The 15965-nt window shown below is 46.2% G+C and carries 15 protein-coding genes; 1 reads left to right on the top strand and 14 read right to left on the bottom strand.

What is annotated here, in order from left to right:
- Positions 1-557 precede the first annotated feature (557 nt).
- The 14 genes from L3V27_RS20250 to L3V27_RS20185 all read right to left on the bottom strand — a co-directional run bounded on the left by L3V27_RS20250 (position 558) and on the right by L3V27_RS20185 (position 15136).
- Entirely contained in the window at positions 558-1712 is a 1155-nt protein-coding gene (locus L3V27_RS20250; RefSeq protein WP_006743025.1) for a flagellin, read from the bottom strand.
- Positions 1713-2135: 423 nt separating this feature from the next.
- The gene (gene flgL, locus L3V27_RS20245) at positions 2136-3329 is read right to left on the bottom strand and encodes a flagellar hook-associated protein FlgL (protein ID WP_005393113.1); all 1194 of its coding nucleotides are present in this window, start codon (positions 3327-3329) and stop codon (positions 2136-2138) included.
- 13 nt (positions 3330-3342) lie between these two features.
- Positions 3343-5283, bottom strand: coding sequence for a flagellar hook-associated protein FlgK (gene flgK, locus L3V27_RS20240; RefSeq protein ID WP_012842055.1), 1941 nt, complete (start codon positions 5281-5283; stop codon positions 3343-3345).
- A gap of 159 nt (positions 5284-5442) precedes the next feature.
- On the bottom strand, positions 5443-6369 hold the full coding sequence (gene flgJ, locus L3V27_RS20235; RefSeq protein WP_046874278.1) for a flagellar assembly peptidoglycan hydrolase FlgJ: 927 nt from the start codon (positions 6367-6369) through the stop codon (positions 5443-5445).
- Positions 6370-6385: 16 nt separating this feature from the next.
- On the bottom strand, positions 6386-7477 hold the full coding sequence (locus L3V27_RS20230; RefSeq protein WP_048626115.1) for a flagellar basal body P-ring protein FlgI: 1092 nt from the start codon (positions 7475-7477) through the stop codon (positions 6386-6388).
- Between the two features lie 43 nt (positions 7478-7520).
- Positions 7521-8300, bottom strand: a complete 780-nt coding sequence (gene flgH / locus L3V27_RS20225; protein ID WP_006743029.1) for a flagellar basal body L-ring protein FlgH — start codon at positions 8298-8300, stop codon at positions 7521-7523.
- Between the two features lie 30 nt (positions 8301-8330).
- Positions 8331-9119, bottom strand: a complete 789-nt coding sequence (gene flgG, locus L3V27_RS20220; protein WP_005382032.1) for a flagellar basal-body rod protein FlgG — start codon at positions 9117-9119, stop codon at positions 8331-8333.
- Positions 9120-9137: 18 nt separating this feature from the next.
- Positions 9138-9887 carry a flagellar basal-body rod protein FlgF gene (gene flgF / locus L3V27_RS20215; protein ID WP_005382031.1) on the bottom strand — a complete coding sequence of 250 codons (750 nt, stop codon included), beginning with the start codon at positions 9885-9887 and terminating at the stop codon, positions 9138-9140.
- A 289-nt stretch (positions 9888-10176) separates the two neighbouring features.
- Positions 10177-11490 (bottom strand): flagellar hook protein FlgE, encoded by a 1314-nt coding sequence (gene flgE, locus L3V27_RS20210; protein WP_005393123.1) that lies wholly within the window; start codon positions 11488-11490, stop codon positions 10177-10179.
- A gap of 30 nt (positions 11491-11520) precedes the next feature.
- Complete coding sequence (flgD, locus tag L3V27_RS20205) at positions 11521-12231, bottom strand: flagellar hook assembly protein FlgD (RefSeq protein ID WP_005393125.1); 711 nt, start codon at positions 12229-12231, stop codon at positions 11521-11523.
- Between the two features lie 17 nt (positions 12232-12248).
- Complete coding sequence (gene flgC / locus L3V27_RS20200) at positions 12249-12662, bottom strand: flagellar basal body rod protein FlgC (RefSeq protein WP_005393132.1); 414 nt, start codon at positions 12660-12662, stop codon at positions 12249-12251.
- Positions 12663-12667: 5 nt separating this feature from the next.
- The gene (gene flgB / locus L3V27_RS20195; RefSeq protein WP_005382026.1) at positions 12668-13063 is read right to left on the bottom strand and encodes a flagellar basal body rod protein FlgB; all 396 of its coding nucleotides are present in this window, start codon (positions 13061-13063) and stop codon (positions 12668-12670) included.
- A gap of 307 nt (positions 13064-13370) precedes the next feature.
- A complete protein-coding gene (locus L3V27_RS20190) occupies positions 13371-14198 on the bottom strand; it encodes a protein-glutamate O-methyltransferase (RefSeq protein WP_005393137.1) in 828 nt (275 codons plus the stop codon).
- Between the two features lie 11 nt (positions 14199-14209).
- Complete coding sequence (locus L3V27_RS20185; RefSeq protein ID WP_005382022.1) at positions 14210-15136, bottom strand: chemotaxis protein CheV; 927 nt, start codon at positions 15134-15136, stop codon at positions 14210-14212.
- Between the two features lie 76 nt (positions 15137-15212).
- Here L3V27_RS20185 and flgA point away from each other — a divergent pair, with 76 nt between their 5' ends.
- On the top strand, positions 15213-15959 hold the full coding sequence (gene flgA, locus L3V27_RS20180; RefSeq protein ID WP_005393139.1) for a flagellar basal body P-ring formation chaperone FlgA: 747 nt from the start codon (positions 15213-15215) through the stop codon (positions 15957-15959).
- The last annotated feature ends 6 nt before the right edge of the window (positions 15960-15965 follow it).

Below are 15965 nucleotides of genomic sequence, written 5' to 3'. Positions count from 1 at the left end.
GTAACGCTGAGCGGTCATCGCTGATACGTTAGTGTTTACATTCACTGCCATGGTGATTTCTCCAATTGATTTTCCGGTATAGCGGTTTCCGACGTCTCGGAAAACCAAGTAGTTCTCTCAAAGTTACCCCTATTAACGACACCAAATTCAGAAGCTTTAGAAAAAAATTTAAAAAAATAACATTGCGAGATTTGGCTAAAAAAATTGAAGAAAAGTAAGAAAAAGTGCTCAAGTTTCCACAAATCGAGCCGAGAGGGCCAAATTGTATAGAAAATCAGCAAAAGGAAACAATTGAAGGTAAGTTCGCAGACGATAGACGTGAGAATTAGAAAAGAAAAAGCCCCTTTTCCTTTGAGAGAACTGGGGCTAGGTTGGTCGCCAGAGCCTATGTGGAGATCAAGAGAAATGAACACATTTCCGGCATACCGAGTGCAACTTTACATTGAAAATGATTGGCAGGTGAGAGATGAGAGAGCCGCTCATTCTATTATAAAGTTGCTTGCCAAAAGCCTGCATTCCCATCCACGTCTGAATGTATTGAGTACAGGCTAAGTAAACTACTGCAATAGTGACATTGCAGAGTTTGGCAACTGTTTCGCTTGAGCAAGAATCGATGTACCTGCTTGTTGCAAAATTTGTGCTTTGGTCATTTGCGTGGTTTCTTTCGCAAAGTCCGTGTCTTTAATTCGGCTGTTCGACGCGTCAACGTTTTCTTGGATGTTTGCCAAGTTGTTGATGCTGTGACTCAGACGGTTTTGCTTCGCACCCAGATCCGCACGTTGTGAATCCACGTATTTCAGTGCCGAATCCAGCACAGAGATAGCGTTTTGAGAACCTTGTACGGTTGTCATATCAATATCTTGTACTGATGTTCTAAGAGGTTCATCGCTCAAACCAAGCTCAGACGCCAATCCACCCGAAATTGAAATCTCACCCTGAACGTTTGGATGTGCAACAAAAACTTGTAACTTGCCATCTTCACTTACAGACGCGTTGATCATATCAGACTGACCATTAATGTACGTAGCAAGCTCTTCGATGTCGTCACCTGCTTTTGCATTAATGTTGATTTCTAGATCATCGACATTGCCGTCTTCGTCTTCACCCATACCTGGCAAAGTGATTTTTAGGTCCGATTTAGCTGGGTCAACGCCCCAATCTTTATCTTTACCGTTTTCCGATAAGAAGGTCACACCGCCCATGCGAGTATCGTCCGCACGAATGCTGGTTAGCCCCATGATCATTGCTTCACCTGAGCTCGCACCAATCTGGAATGCCGCTTCACCGAATGAGCCGTTCAATAGACGACGGCCACCGAATGACGTGGTTTCTGCGATACGGTTTAGCTCGTCAATCAATGCCATTGACTCTTCGTTGATCGCCTGACGCTCAGCCGGAGAGTTAGTACCGTTCGATGATTGGATAGCAAGGTCACGCATACGTTGCATGACAGATGTTGCCTCATTCATCGCACCTTCAGCGGTTTGTGCAATCGAGATACCATCGTTCGCGTTACGCATTGCGACATCTAGACCACGAGACTGTGCAGTTAAGCGGTTAGAGATCTGTAGACCTGCCGCATCATCTTTTGCACTGTTAATCTTATGTCCTGAAGATAAGCGCTCCATCGACGTGTTTAATTCGTCAGTCGCTTTGTTTAGGTAACGCTGCGCGGTCATCGCGGAGACGTTAGTACTAACTGTTACAGCCATTTTGCTCTCCTTTTGAGTTCGCAAGCTTTTGCGAAGCGGCCAGCTTTACTCTCATTTGGATAAGCACTGACCGTAAAAATTACTTGCTAAATCTGCCTTAAACGCAGGGTTTAGAATCTCTAAATCTGTTCTGATATTTTCAATACAATTTGTGTGCCAACTTATAAAATTTATTTCACCGCTTTTAAAAGAAGCACATAAACAATAAGTTAGCGTTATCACTAAACCATTTCCGGATAATGAGGCTCATCTTGCTTCATAGATATTGACCGCTACTTTGTTGCCGCCCGACTTGCCTCTCGCGTCATTGCCGCTTTGGGTAAAATCGTGCCGCATAGCATGACTCTTAATTTACGTCGATTTATCGCACTTAAGGCTTTGCACATAAGGCATCAAAAATCAGACAGTGTGTCTTAAGTCAGACTAAATATAGTTAAACAGAGTTAGATCTTTGGTCTTACCGAATGCTTGTTGCGATGCCTGTAACGCTCGCGAGTTTTCACTGAACTCGATAACGGCTTTAGAGTAATCCAAATCCTCAAAGTTGCTCTTCGCTTTCGCCAGAGACAAATTAAAGTCTTCGTGGTTTTGCTCTTGGATATCGAGCGTGCTCAATCGAGCGCCAGCATCAGTACGCGCTTTATTCAAATGGATAAAAGCAGCGTGAAATTCTTCTGTCATTTGGTGCAATTTGGCGGTCGCCGACGTATCCGACACCGATTTATCTGACCACGCCATTGCATCCTTGAAGGTATCGAAAATGCTGAACTCTGCCCGCTTTTCGATCTCGATGCTATCGCCAGGCGTAATTTGACCTTTTACGTGCACTTTCAGGCCTTTGTACTCAATGCCTTTTTCTGGAGAAAACTCATCGGCATCCACGACTTTACCGTTACGCTCTAGTTGGTAACCAAATTTGCCGTTGTTCATATCGACAAATGTCACGCGATACGCCGCATCATCCTTCGTATCAACGTTAGTGGCTCTGTTTAATAGCAACTCAGAACCGTTTTGTAGATCGTAATTCGGCTGATAATCGCCAAATGGGTTTGGTATCTCCATAAACAGCTTGCTGCCAGGATCGTTCATTGGCATCTCAAGCATGCTGGAGACTTTCATTTTGCGCTGGTAATCGTCTCCAGCGTACTGAACACTACCGTCTTTATCGCGATAGAATGGTTGGCTTTTTGGCTTAGTGCCAGCAAACACGTAGTTACCAGATTCATCTTGCGAATTCACTAAGTTAAGGAAGTTGTTCGCAATCTCTTCTAGCTCACGCTTCTTTGCTTGTCGGTCTTCCGCAGAAAACGCACCGTTAATCATCTCCATCGTTAAGCGCTTCGACTCGTCGGCAAAATTCTCTGCATTGGCGATATTAACTTCGTGGTTTTCTAGACGATTACGCACCAACACTATTGAGCTAAGGTATTGTTGTAGCTGTTCTTGTTGCTGACTAATATTTTGAATGTAATGCGACGCAAGGGGATCGTCGCTAGGTTTCAGTAACTTTTTCCCTGAAGCAAGTTGCTCTTGGTTATGGTGAACCTTATTCTCTTGACGACGCAAATCATTTTGTACGGACTGATAGTTATGGAAACTAGAAATTCGGGTTAGCACTTATCTCTTCTCCTTACCTCAGTTGTAAAATGGTATTGAAGGTATCATTCGCCGCTTGCATCACACGTGATGAAGCCATGTACGCTTGTTGAAACTTCATCATGTTGGCCGCTTCTTCATCGAGGTTAACGCCAGAGATAGAAGCAACGCGCTCTTGTGCCGCCTCATGCTCTAAGCGAGCGACAGAGGCTAATCGGTTTGCTGTAGAAGATTTCAATCCGACTTCGGTATTGAGGTTGTGATAAACATCAATCAAAGTACTGGATTTTCCGTCCATCATCTTATCTGTTTGGATCTTCTGCATTTTTCTCAAGTTGCCATTACCACCTTCCGAAGGCACCAAGTTCGCGGTGAACTTGTCATTCATCAGCGCACCTTCGCTCAGCTCAAATACAGTCGCATCGCCATTTTTATACAGCGGATGACTTTTCGGCACTGAGATTTCAATCATCGGGTTATCTTTGTCTAGCGGGTATGAGTATTTGTCCGATAGCAAATTGCCTTTGTTGTCCGTGATCTTTAACCATGGCTTATCATGTTTCTCGTCGGCTGGTTGTACGGTAACCTCAAACTCTTTGACATCCCCCGCCTCACGAATTTTGAACTTGGCATTACCTTGAGCAAAAGTGGTTGAAGCTTCATAACTTTGCGCTGCAATGGCTTTTGCATCATTGGTTTCCATCTTGATGATGGCTGCGCCACTTCGTGTTGGGCGCAATAATACGCGCTCACCAGCGGCAAGACCTTCACCGATTTGCACTTTCATACCATCCAGAACAAACGAAGAATCTGATTGATCAATGTTCAACGACATTTGCTCACCTTTCGGTGTTGTCACGCTATACTGGTCGCCATCATAACGTAGCGAATATTCACCACCTTTGATCGCTGAGATATCATCAATGTACACCGCAACATCAGCCTGAGAGTCAGGCGCAGCAAAAACTCGAGATTTTGCCACCAGCTCAGAGTTCACGTCGGTAAATACGTCTTTACCTATCTTACCGTTAAGATCCAGACCTTGAGATTGCAGCTGATTAATTTTGTAGGAAAAGCCCGTCGCTAAACGGCCCATTTCATCCTGAAGTTGTGGAATGTGTTTGTCGCGCATTTCAAGCAAGGCACCGATTTTGCCATCCATGTCGTCAGACTTGATCGCTTTAATGCCATCCCCTTCCACCATTGCTAAGCGTCTTTGGTGAACATCAGGATAGCCGTCAATCATTTTGAGCTGGCTTGCTTCCGTGCCCGAAACTAGCGTGTGTCCATTGCCGATGTGAACATTAAACCCTTCGGCATTTTTGCGTGGGGTTACGGTAACTTTGGTGTACTCAGATAACTCAGTAACCAGCTTTTCATGCTGGTCCATCAAATCATTATGTGGACCGGGTGTGCGCATCATTAACCGATGCACATCGCGGATTTCCAACGCAAGTTGGTTCACGCGTTCAATGCCCATATCCAATTTTTTATTGGTCACATCAGATTGCAATCGCACGGTTTCATGGAAGTCATTTAATGTATCAGAGAAGATTTTCGCCTTTTCCAATACCACTTTCCGTGCCCCCAAATCGTTCGGGGTATCTGCCATGGTTTTGACCGCATCGAACCACTCGTTCAAGTTCTCTGGAATTTTCTTCGATGCAACTGAGCTCAACATGCTAGAGAGCATATCAAGATTGTCTTGGGTATCCGTTTTGTTGGCATTGTTGGTTGACGACAAGTTCAGTTCATTCACGGCAAACTGATCCCACGAGCGGCGAACATTTTCCACATGCACCCCCATGCCGTAGGTAGAACCACCAAACATGCGCGGATCATTCGTACCTTGGATAACAGACTGGCGGCTATAACCCTCTGTATTAACATTAGAAATGTTATGACCAGTGGTGTTTAATTGTCTCTGAGCAGTAAGCACACTTTGAGTACCTACATTCAGAAGATCTGACGCCATACATGCCCCCAAAAACGAAATAAAATCGGCAAAACCGATCACCTAGACACATCAAAGCAAAAGGTGTGCCAAATAAAAGAGAGGTGTGAATGTTCAGAAAAAGTAAAGGCTTGCACTGTGGCAAGCCTTCGAAAACAACATGAACTGGCGAAGAGTAAATTACATACTTTCGATTTTCTGCTTCACCTGCAGGACTTTGTCTGCGTAATTCGGATCGGTCGCGTAACCCGCGCTGTGAATGCCGCGAATGAAGGACTCTGAATTCCCTCGCTGTTGCAATGCTGTCTCGTAACGTGGGTTGTCATTTAAAAAGCGCACAAAGTCATTAAAGCTGTCTTCGTAATTTGAGTAGGCGCGAAACGCTGCCGTCTCTTTCACTGGCGTATTATCGTGGAACTCTAGCGTTTGAGTCGTCACTTTGTCACCCTGCCAGCTTCGATCTGCTTTGATGTTAAATAAGTTGTTGCTGCTGCCACGCGCGTTCTTCACGACCTTTTGTCCCCACCCGGTTTCCAAAGCCGCTTGCGCAAGTAGCAGAGATGGCTCGACACCTAGGGCTTTCGCGGCTTTCTCCGCGTATGGCTTCATCGAGTTAACAAAAGATTCTGGCGAATCGAATCGAGTTGGTTCATTGCTTGGTCGTGATAGCTGACCAGATTCAATCAAGCGCTGTTCAATCTCACGCGCTTTTTTCGGGTCAACACGACGATATTCCACGGCATTATTTGCCGCATCACGCATTGCCGTTTCACTCTTGTCGTTACCTTGCCCAGCCGTTAATTGCTTAACAATCATATCGGCCAAGCCCATTGAACCAGACGAACTGAGCTCGCTCGCCATCTGCTCATCCAGCATTTGTCGGTAGAACTTCTCGTTCTGGCTGTTCATCATGTTGGACTCAAAGCCCTCATTGGCTTCTCGCATGGATTTCAACATCATGGAGGTGAAAATAGATTCGAACTGACGAGCCGCTGCACGCAGTGCTTCTTGCTCGCCATCTTTACCTTCTTTCACTGCTTTTTGACGCAAGGTATCCAGCGAACTGATGTCATGAATAAAACCAATGTCGTTAGGATTGTTCATTATACCTACCTCCTAACCATTAAATGATGATCAACTGGCCTTCAATGGCACCAGCTTGTTTCAATGCTTGCAAGATAGCCATCAAATCCGACGGCGCTGCGCCGACTTGGTTAACGGCACGGACCAAATCATCCAACGTTAAGCCTGGCTCAAACTTAAACATCTTACCCTGCTCTTCGCTGACTTCGATATCCGAGTCTGGCACGACAACGGTTTGCCCGCCAGAAAAGCCGTTCGGTTGGCTAACATTCAGGTTTTCTTTGATCGCAACCGTCATGCCGCCATGCGTTACCGCAGCAGGTTTAAGGCGAACATGCTTACCAACTACGATGGTACCCGTGCGAGAGTTAACGATGATTTTGGCTGCGCCATCTGCTGGGTCGAACTCTAGGTTTTCAATTGCCGATAAGAACGCCACACGCTGGCTGACATCACGAGGGGCACGTACACGTACCGACGTCGCGTCTACTGCACTCGCCATTTGTGGGCCAAGGAAGTTGTTTACCGCATCCGCCATACGTTGAGCCGTTGTGAAGTCTGACTCAAGCAAGTTGAACGTGATGTAATCACCACGACCAAATGGGTTTGGAATTTCTCGCTCTACTGTCGCACCACTAGAGATAAGACCAACGGTTGGATTGTTACCTACGATTTTTGAACCGTCAGCACCTTCAGCACTGAAGCCGCTCACCACTAAGTTACCTTGAGCAACCGCGTAAACTTGACCATCGAGACCTTTGAGGAACGTTTGCAGTAGCGTACCACCACGCAAACTTTTGGCACTTCCGATGGAAGAGACTGTCACGTCTACTTGCTGACCCGGCTTAGAGAAAGGCGGCAACTCTGCCGTTACCATGACTGCAGCAACGTTTTTAATTTTTGGCTTTGTGCCCGGCGGCATCTGAATGCCGAAGTTTTGCAGCATAGCGGCGAAACTTTGCTCCGTAAACGGGTTCGCTTCGCCTGTGCCAGGTAAGCCTGAAACCAAACCATAACCCACGAGTTGGTTGCTTCGTACACCTGCCACTTGCGCGACGTCTTTGATACGTGCAGCTTGGGCAGCGCTAGAAAACAGAGCAACGCTCATCAGTATTAAAAGGAGTTTTTTCATGCTTACTTATCTCTTGCAGTCAAATTGCCGTCAGCACGGCGTGTTATAGCGCTACATTAAAGAATCGTGCCAAGAAACCCGGCTCTTGCATATCTTGTTGTACACCGGTGCCAGAATACTGAATTCTTGCGTTAGAAACGCGGTTTGATGCAATAGTATTGTCGAAACTAATGTCATCCGGACGAATAGTGCCGCTTAAACGTATGTACTCATCACCCGTATTAAGCGTCATCCATTTTTCTCCACGGATAACGAGGTTGCCATTTGCCAAAACTTCAATCACCTCAACAGTAATGTAACCACTGATGCTGTTACTCTGCTTAGCAGAAGAGTCACCCGCAAATGAGTTTGAGTTATTTAAGTCATAAGAGAAATTGTATTTGCCACCAATTTGCAGCTCTTCGCCACCCACTTGAAGCGGGTCCATTTGCGCTTCATTAGTTTTCGATAAATCGGCATTGGCGCTTTTCGTGGCGCTGGTAGTCTCATCCAGTGTCACGGTAATAATGTCGCCAATACCACGTGGCTTGGAGTCGTCGTAAAGATCGGTAATGTGCTCGGCGCTAAACAGTGAACCTGTTGCAGCAGCATAATGCTCAGGTTTCTTTTTCGGATGAATAGGAGCCCATGCAGGATCACCCGCAACCGGATCGCTTCTGCCACGCAGTGTATCCACGATACCGCTGCTCTCTTCTTTCGATTTATCGCCTTCTACCGCGTCAACCACCGTCGTTGCTTGTGTCACTTCATCCGTTTCAATCGGCTCTAACATGGCACAACCCGACATCGTGGCAATCAAAGCAAGTAGACAAATACGTTTCATCGTGAGCTCCTCAATTCTTGCTCTTAACCGTTATAACTGCTGGTTAACGAAGCTCATCATCTTATCGACTGACGAGATCACTTTTGAGTTCATTTCGTAAACGCGCTGGGCTTCGATCATGTTGACCAACTCTTCCGTTACATTCACGTTAGACGCTTCCAGCATGGATTGACGGATTTCACCCAAACCGTCCAAACCTGGAACACCCTCTTGTGGATCGCCACTGGCACCCGTTGGTAAGTAAAGGTTCTGGCCAATTGGCTCTAGGCCACCTGGGTTAACAAAGTCTGTAATGGTTAGCTGACCAACGACTTGGTTGTCTTGCTGACCACGGACGCGAACCGATACTTCACCATCCGTACCGACAGTGATAGAAATCGCATCTTCTGGAATCACAATTTCAGGTTCTACAGGGTAGCCAGAACCCGACGTGACTAACGTGCCTTCACCATTTAACGTGAACTGACCGTTACGGGTGTAACCGATGTTGCCATCCGGCAACGTCACTTGGAAGAAGCCGTCGCCTTCAACCATCATGTCCAGTGCGTTGGTCGTTGTCTGCGCATTACCATGCGTGTGCACTTTTTGCGTCGCAACCACTTTAGAACCCGCACCTAGCATCAAGCCACTCGGAAGCTCAGTGTTCTGAGATGATTGGCCGCCAGGCTGGTTGATGTTCTGATAGAACAAATCTTCGAATACCGCACGGCTCTTTTTGTAGCCCACAGTAGAGGCGTTCGCCAAGTTGTTCGAAATCGTGGCAATGTTGGTTTGTTGGGCGTCTAGACCTGTTTTACTTACCCATAGTGCTGGATGCATAGTGAACCTCTAACTCTGTTAACTCATACGAAGCAGTGAATCTGAAGATTTATCCATCTCTTCAGCAGTGCTCATCATCTTGACTTGCATTTCAAACTGACGCTGTAAGTCAATCAATGCGGTCATTTCACCTACGGCATTCACGTTACTGCCTTCAATCGCTCCTGTCTGGAGGCTAACAGTAGCGTCTGCTTCGTAAGGTTGGTTTGGAGTTTTATGGCGAAATAAGCCATTGGTGTCTTTAAATAAGCTTTGATCATTAGGCTTAACAAGCTTAATGCGATCAACCGCTTGGAATTCTTCCGCCGGGGCACCTTGAGGAAGCACAGAGATGGTGCCATCACGACCGATTTCAATTTTGGAGAGAGGAATAGGCAAAGTAATCGGCGCATCGTTTTCACCCAGCACCAAATGGCCACTTGCGTTAGTAAGCATGCCATTTTGATCGACTTTTAGGTTACCGTTACGGGTCAACCCTTCTTTACCCGTGTGATCGAGTACCGATATCCAGCCGCTGCCTTCAATAGTCACATCCAGATCACGCCCTGTTGTAATCACACTACCTTGAGCAAAGTTATGCCCTGGACGCTCTGTCATGCTGAACACACGTGAAGGATGGCCTTCACCATAAGCCTGCATTGAGCGAGCCTGTGCTAAATCCGCACGAAACCCTGTCGTGCTTACGTTAGCCAAGTTATTAGCACGCAATTGTAGTGCCTGCATATTTTGCTTGGCCCCACTCATTGCGAGAAACAGTGCGCGATCCATAAATTACTCCAAAAACTTCTCTGTACACGGAGTAAAAGCAATAGTTATGCCAACACAAAATGAGCTTATTTATCAAACACTTAAATAAGAAACAAAAGATTAAGAGGGGTTTCAGTGGCAGAAAACTGCAACAAGGGGCAAGGTTTTGATCCACATGGCGGCAACGGCGGCAAATCAGAGATCAAAGCATGCTTAACCTGAACTGAGGTATTTTCAGGCTAAGCATCAGATGAATGTCATGATGTTATCAAGCCAAGTGGCGAAAGCTCGCCTAACTTGATGATGCAGATTATCGGATCTGCAGGATATTTTGTTGTAGCTGGTTGTGCACTTCTAGCGAACGTGAGTTTGCTTGGAAGTTACGCTGAGCAGAAATCAGGTCCACCAGCTCCTGCGTCATATCAATGTTTGACTGTTCCAGCATACCGTTGTTGATGGTGCCAAAAGAGCCTTTGTTAGATTCACCCCAAATCTTGTCACCAGAGAACTGAGTTGAATCCCATTGCGTACCGCCCTTCTTATCCAGACCTTGCTCGTTTGGAACACGTACTAGCGCGACACGACCCAATGTGACGTTTTCGCCGTTTGAGTAAGTCCCCATTACGCTGCCGTTTTCATCGAAGTCAACTTTGGTTAGGAAACCCGTTGTTGCACCGTCTTCATCGAACTTGGTCAATTCGAACGGAGCGGCAAACTGTGTTGCCGAGCCTAAACCAAAGTTAAGCGTCTGCGCAGGATCGGCACCATTCATATCGACTGGTGTCGTGTTCGTCGCCGGATCGCCTAATGCCACAGACGTAATTGGCTGACCATTGTTCAAGCTCGCCAACGTACCATCGTTGTTGAACTTCATGGTATGACCCACATGGCCTGTTGGCGTTTGTGCATCACCTGCCGCAACATTTAAAGGCTTTTCACCTTCTTTGTCTGTCACGGTGTAGTAAGTGTTCCACGTGTTTGGCTGAGTCTGATCTTTCAAGTAGTACGTCGTTAGCTTGTAAGACTGACCCATCGAGTCATAAATAGTCGAAGAGGTTGAACGGTTGTATGTATCTGGGTCTGAAAAATCAAACTGAGTCGGATCTTTCAAATCGCCGTTAGCTGGCAAGTTCACGCCCACTTCAATGTTTGCTGTTTGCTTTGGCTTACCAAATTCAGCAGGAATATTGATAGGTTGTGGCTCGTATGAAGAAACCTCACCAGAGCTTGGATCCACTTGGTAACCTAATAAGAACTCATCGTTCGCGGTCACCATGTAGTTTTCTTTATTTAAATGGAATGCACCATTACGTGTCAGTTCATTCTGTTGTGGAGTCAGACGCTCCTTCGCCACGGCGAAGAAACCTGTACCCGAAACACGCAGATCCATTGGGTTGTTGGTGTAAATGCTTGAGCCTTCATGGAACTGCTGCGCCACTTGGCTTGCTTGCGCACCACCACCCGGCGTGGTTTTTGCGTTAGTAAATAAAGAGTTAGAGTAAACATCAGCAAACTCAGCACGGGACTCTTTAAAGCCGTACGTGTTGGCGTTCGCAATGTTGTTACTGGTGGTGTTCAAATCCAGTTGGGCGGCGGACAAACCGCTTAAAGATACATATGACATTCCAAAATCTCCTAATCTAGCGAGCTATGACTACGCTTTGCCGACTTCCAAAACTTCTGCAAGTCGAACTGGCGATTCAAAACCAGCCAGATTGAGTAATACGTTTCCGTCACCTTTGCCGAGCAATACGCTGTTTACGTTGGCGTATGTCGATACTGGGAACTCTTGCGACTCCCCTTCAACTAAGCCAGACGCTTTCACTTTGTATTTGCCAGCAGGCAGTGGATTTCCGCTTTCATCTTTACCGTCCCAAAGCACACGCGTGTCGCCGGCTGGTTTCGCTCCTACCTCAAAAGTACGAACCAGTTGGCCAGCTTCATCCTCTACACGAACAAACAGATTATCGATAGATTGTGAAAGCTTAACCATTGCCGCCATTGGCGCGTCGTCCTGCTTCACACCTGCCGCTCCTGGGACCAATACGTCACGTCCTACCAAAGAGGAAGCTTGTAACGCTTGGTTTGATGTCATTGACGAGTTCAAACTCTCAAACTGAGTGTTCATCTTGCCAATGCCATCAACGGTCGCAAATGAAGCCATTTGCGCAATCATCTGGTCATTACTTACCGGCTTAAAAGGGTCCTGTTGAGACAATTGCTTCGTGAGCAATGATAAGAAGTCTTCCTGTTTTAGGTCCTGCTTACCCGTGCTCTCTTCCGTCTTCTTGTTACTCTCTTGTAGACTTTTAAGCTGGTCGATATAGGACAAGCCGCTTTGACCAACGTTGTTAATTCCGGCCATACGCTACCTCCTTATCCTTATTGACCCATCTGCAGCGTACGCAGCAGCATTTGTTTACTAGAATCTGCTACTTGCACATTGGTTTGGTATGCGCGAGAAGCTGAAATCATGTTCGCCATTTCTTCCATTACATTGACGTTCGGCTTGTAGATGTAGCCTTCTTCGTTTGCAAGGGGATGGTCTGGGTTGTACTCCGCACTCAGCGGTTTATCGCTTTCTACAATGCCCATCACTTTCACTGGCACCGTATCACCGCCACGCATGGCGTTACTTAACTCAGCACCAAACACAGCATGGCGCGCTTTATAAGTGTCTTTCGCAGAGCTGCTGACACTGTCGGCGTTCGCCAAGTTGCTTGAGGTAGTGTTCAGACGAACGGATTCAGCGCTCATTGCGGAACCTGTCACATTGAAAACGTTAAATAAGCTCATCTAAATTATTCCCCTTTGATTGCTTTGGTTAAGTTCTTGAATTTGCTGCCTAGAAAGTCGAGTGATGCTTGGTGTCTGATTTGGTTTTGCATAAACAAGTTACGCTCTAAATCCAAATCAACCGTATTGCCATCACCCGTATCAGGTTGCGTAGGAAGACGATATAGCTTGTCCCCAACCAACGTTGTAGTGGCAGGAATATGCCGACCATCCGTACGACTAAGACCAATGCTTGCCCCAGATGTTGCCGCTTGCAATTCCTTCGCAAAGTCTAAACCTCTTGCTTTGTAACCAGGCGTGTTGGCTTGTGCAATGTTGGTGGAAATCACCTCAGCATTGCGCTCACGTACGCCCACCGTGTGCTGGTGGATGCCTAGTGCATTGTCAAAAGATATAGCCATGTTTGCCTCTACAATTAAGAACTGACCGTGATTGATAACCAAAAAGCAATTAGCATGCCAAAAACATAAAGCGCTCTATCTACTTAATAGCTATCACCCATTGGAATAGCAATAAGTGAGCCAAAGTGACTGGAATGTCATGTCGTTTCACCTTGTTCACTTAATAAAGATACACCGTGATGAGGGAACAAAGCAAAATCGCGCTTCAATTTAGCAAGTGAAAACGTGGAAACACTCGAAGGCAGGAAACCAGCAAACAAAAAAAGCCTGACACTAGGTCAGGCTTTTTATCAATGAAGAGATACCGCTATTTAAGCTTGTAAATGATACCCGGATTACAGCGCACCATTTCAAATTTATCAGTCAGACCAGTTAGCGACTCTGATGCCCCTAACAGCAGATAACCACCTGGGTTTAAGCTGCTCGCCATTTGGTTAAGCACTTTTGATTTCATTTCCGGTGAGAAGTAAATCAGCACGTTGCGACAAAAAATAATGTCGAACTTACCCATCAGTGCATAACTGTCCATCAAGTTTTGTGGACGAAAGTTCACCAAACGTTTGACGTTGTCTTTGACTTTCATACGGCCACCGTCCGCATCCTCAAAGAAGGTGCGGCGACGTTCTGGTGAAAGTCCGCGCCCTAGAGCCAAATTGTCATACACACCTGCACGACACATTTCGAGCATACTTGCTGAAATGTCTGTTGCTGTAATAGACACGTTTGGTAACAAACCCGGCTTGCGCTGTTGCGTTTCCAGAATCGTCATTGCAATAGAATACGGCTCTTGGCCCGATGAACTGGCTGCAGACCAGATCTTGATTGGGCGCTTGCTTGCCGCTACTTCTGGCAATAATTTGTCAGCTAAAACTGTGAACGGATAAGTATCTCGAAACCACAAGGTTTCGTTAGTCGTCATCGCGTCCACAGCGGCCACTCGTAATTCACGATTGCGCCCTGTAACAACATCACGTAGCAAATCTGATAACGATGCGAGCTTAAACTTCGTCACTAAAGGACTCAGTCGGCTACGCACAAGGTATTGCTTGCTATCACCTAACACGATGCCACATTGCGATTCTAGAAAACGGCTAAAGTCACGATACTCTTGATCACTGATTGTAATAGCAGTCATTAATGTCTCTTTTATTGTGTTAATGCAGATTTAACCGCGTTACCCAATTCATCTGGGTTAAATTTCGCAATGAAGGTATTGGCACCTACACGCTCAACCATAGCCTGGTTGAATACACCACTTAATGAAGAATGGAGGATAACATAAAGGTCTTTCAAATCGGCATGTCTGCGAATTTCAGCCGTTAAGGTATAACCGTCCATTTCTGGCATTTCAATATCGGAAATAACCAACGAAATTTGATCGTAGATATTGCCTTCTTGAGCCATTTCAATCAACTTATTGTACGCTTCTTTGCCATCTTTGACAGATACGACCTCAAAACCGATTGATGTAATCGCACGCTCTACCTGTTTACGCGCGACAGTCGAGTCATCAGCAATCAATATACGGCGTACAATAGGCTTTTCTTGTTCTGCTTGCGCGATTTCTTCACCGATAGCGGAATCCATCGTTTCATCAACCGGCGCAATCTCTGCCAGGATTTTTTCAACGTCAAGGATTTCAACCAGCTCGTTGTCGATGTTCGTCACTGCGGTCAAGTAGTGCGCTTTACCCGCACCGTCTGGCGGTGGCAAAATCGCTTCCCAATGCATATTGATAATACGCTCAACCGATGATACCAAAAATGCTTGGATCGTACGGTTAAATTCTGCGATAACAACAAAACATTTATCCAGATCAGTGGTTGGGCGGCCACCAATTGCCAGGCTCAAATCAATAACGGACACGGTATGGCCGCGGATATGAGCGATACCTTTTACCAGCGGGTGTAGATTTGGCATTGAAGTCAGCTTAGGGCACTGCAGTACTTCTTTCACTTTGAATACGTTAATGCCGTAGCGCTGTCGGCCCATCAGTCGAAAGGTCAATAATTCCAATCGGTTCTGACCGACGAGTTGCGTACGCTGATTCACCGAGTCAAGAATCCCCGTCATATGCTCATCTCCATCTCAAACTTTTTGTTTTTAAATGATACTCTACCACTGGCAAGCACGATACCAGGGAGACAGTATGGCGTATTTCACTTTCACTTCGACACCATTGACTATGACAATATGTAGAGCGCTAATTACAAAGTACGCTAAGTCTATCGGCATTTTGCTCAGTATGTTTAGCTTTTTTGTTCATTCAGCTTCAGATAATCAGATCGAGCAAATAAAAACGGCAGCAGAACAACATATTCTTGCTACAGTTGATCAGCCTGATGGTGGCGAGCTATCTGTTAATGCGGCAGATATCGACTCGAGAATAAAAGCAACGGATTGCCCAGTGCCCCTAGATACGTCAGCTTCTTCCACCAGCAGTACTCGAAGCAACATCAATGTTCTAGTGGAATGCCCACCGGATGACTGGAAAGTCTATGTGCCTGTACGGATCTCTGTATCGGTGCCAATGATCGTCGCAACACGAACGCTAGGGAGAGGAGAAATCGTCAGCGCGTCGGATGTCACCACTTCCATGATCGAGCTGCAGCGCTTTCGCAAAGATGGCTTTTCTAACTACGATCAAGTGGTTGGCGCAAAGCTAAAACGCAACGTTCGCTTAGGTGATGTTGTTGAGCGTAATGATGTCTGTGTCGTTTGCCGGAATGAAAAGGTCACAATTAAAGCGGTGAATTCTGGCATGACAATCACCACGCAAGGCACAGCATTGCAAGATGGTGCGGCTGGCGATCAAGTAAGAGTGAAAAATGATAAGTCACAGCGTATAATAGAAGGCATAGTGACTGGCATTGCGGAAATCACTGTTAATTTTTAATACCCA

This window comes from Vibrio sp. J2-3(2022), from assembly GCF_021725735.1.
Taxonomy (GTDB): Bacteria; Pseudomonadota; Gammaproteobacteria; order Enterobacterales; family Vibrionaceae; genus Vibrio; species Vibrio diabolicus.
The sequence above is the reverse complement of the archived record's forward strand: the minus strand, read 5'-3'. Positions and strand labels throughout refer to the sequence as shown.

What these genes read in the sequence shown, in the direction of transcription:
- L3V27_RS20190 (WP_005393137.1), bottom strand. Translation starts at nt 14,198, where the DNA reads ATGACTGCTATTACAATCAGTGATCAAGAGTATCGTGACTTTAGCCGT.
- L3V27_RS20250 (WP_006743025.1), bottom strand. Translation starts at nt 1,712, where the DNA reads ATGGCTGTAACAGTTAGTACTAACGTCTCCGCGATGACCGCGCAGCGT.
- flgD (WP_005393125.1), bottom strand. Translation starts at nt 12,231, where the DNA reads ATGGCCGGAATTAACAACGTTGGTCAAAGCGGCTTGTCCTATATCGAC.
- flgF (WP_005382031.1), bottom strand. Translation starts at nt 9,887, where the DNA reads ATGGATCGCGCACTGTTTCTCGCAATGAGTGGGGCCAAGCAAAATATG.
- flgE (WP_005393123.1), bottom strand. Translation starts at nt 11,490, where the DNA reads ATGTCATATGTATCTTTAAGCGGTTTGTCCGCCGCCCAACTGGATTTG.
- flgH (WP_006743029.1), bottom strand. Translation starts at nt 8,300, where the DNA reads ATGAAACGTATTTGTCTACTTGCTTTGATTGCCACGATGTCGGGTTGT.
- flgB (WP_005382026.1), bottom strand. Translation starts at nt 13,063, where the DNA reads ATGGCTATATCTTTTGACAATGCACTAGGCATCCACCAGCACACGGTG.
- flgA (WP_005393139.1), top strand. Translation starts at nt 15,213, where the DNA reads ATGGCGTATTTCACTTTCACTTCGACACCATTGACTATGACAATATGT.
- flgC (WP_005393132.1), bottom strand. Translation starts at nt 12,662, where the DNA reads ATGAGCTTATTTAACGTTTTCAATGTGACAGGTTCCGCAATGAGCGCT.
- flgK (WP_012842055.1), bottom strand. Translation starts at nt 5,283, where the DNA reads ATGGCGTCAGATCTTCTGAATGTAGGTACTCAAAGTGTGCTTACTGCT.
- L3V27_RS20185 (WP_005382022.1), bottom strand. Translation starts at nt 15,136, where the DNA reads ATGACGGGGATTCTTGACTCGGTGAATCAGCGTACGCAACTCGTCGGT.
- flgG (WP_005382032.1), bottom strand. Translation starts at nt 9,119, where the DNA reads ATGCATCCAGCACTATGGGTAAGTAAAACAGGTCTAGACGCCCAACAA.
- L3V27_RS20230 (WP_048626115.1), bottom strand. Translation starts at nt 7,477, where the DNA reads ATGAAAAAACTCCTTTTAATACTGATGAGCGTTGCTCTGTTTTCTAGC.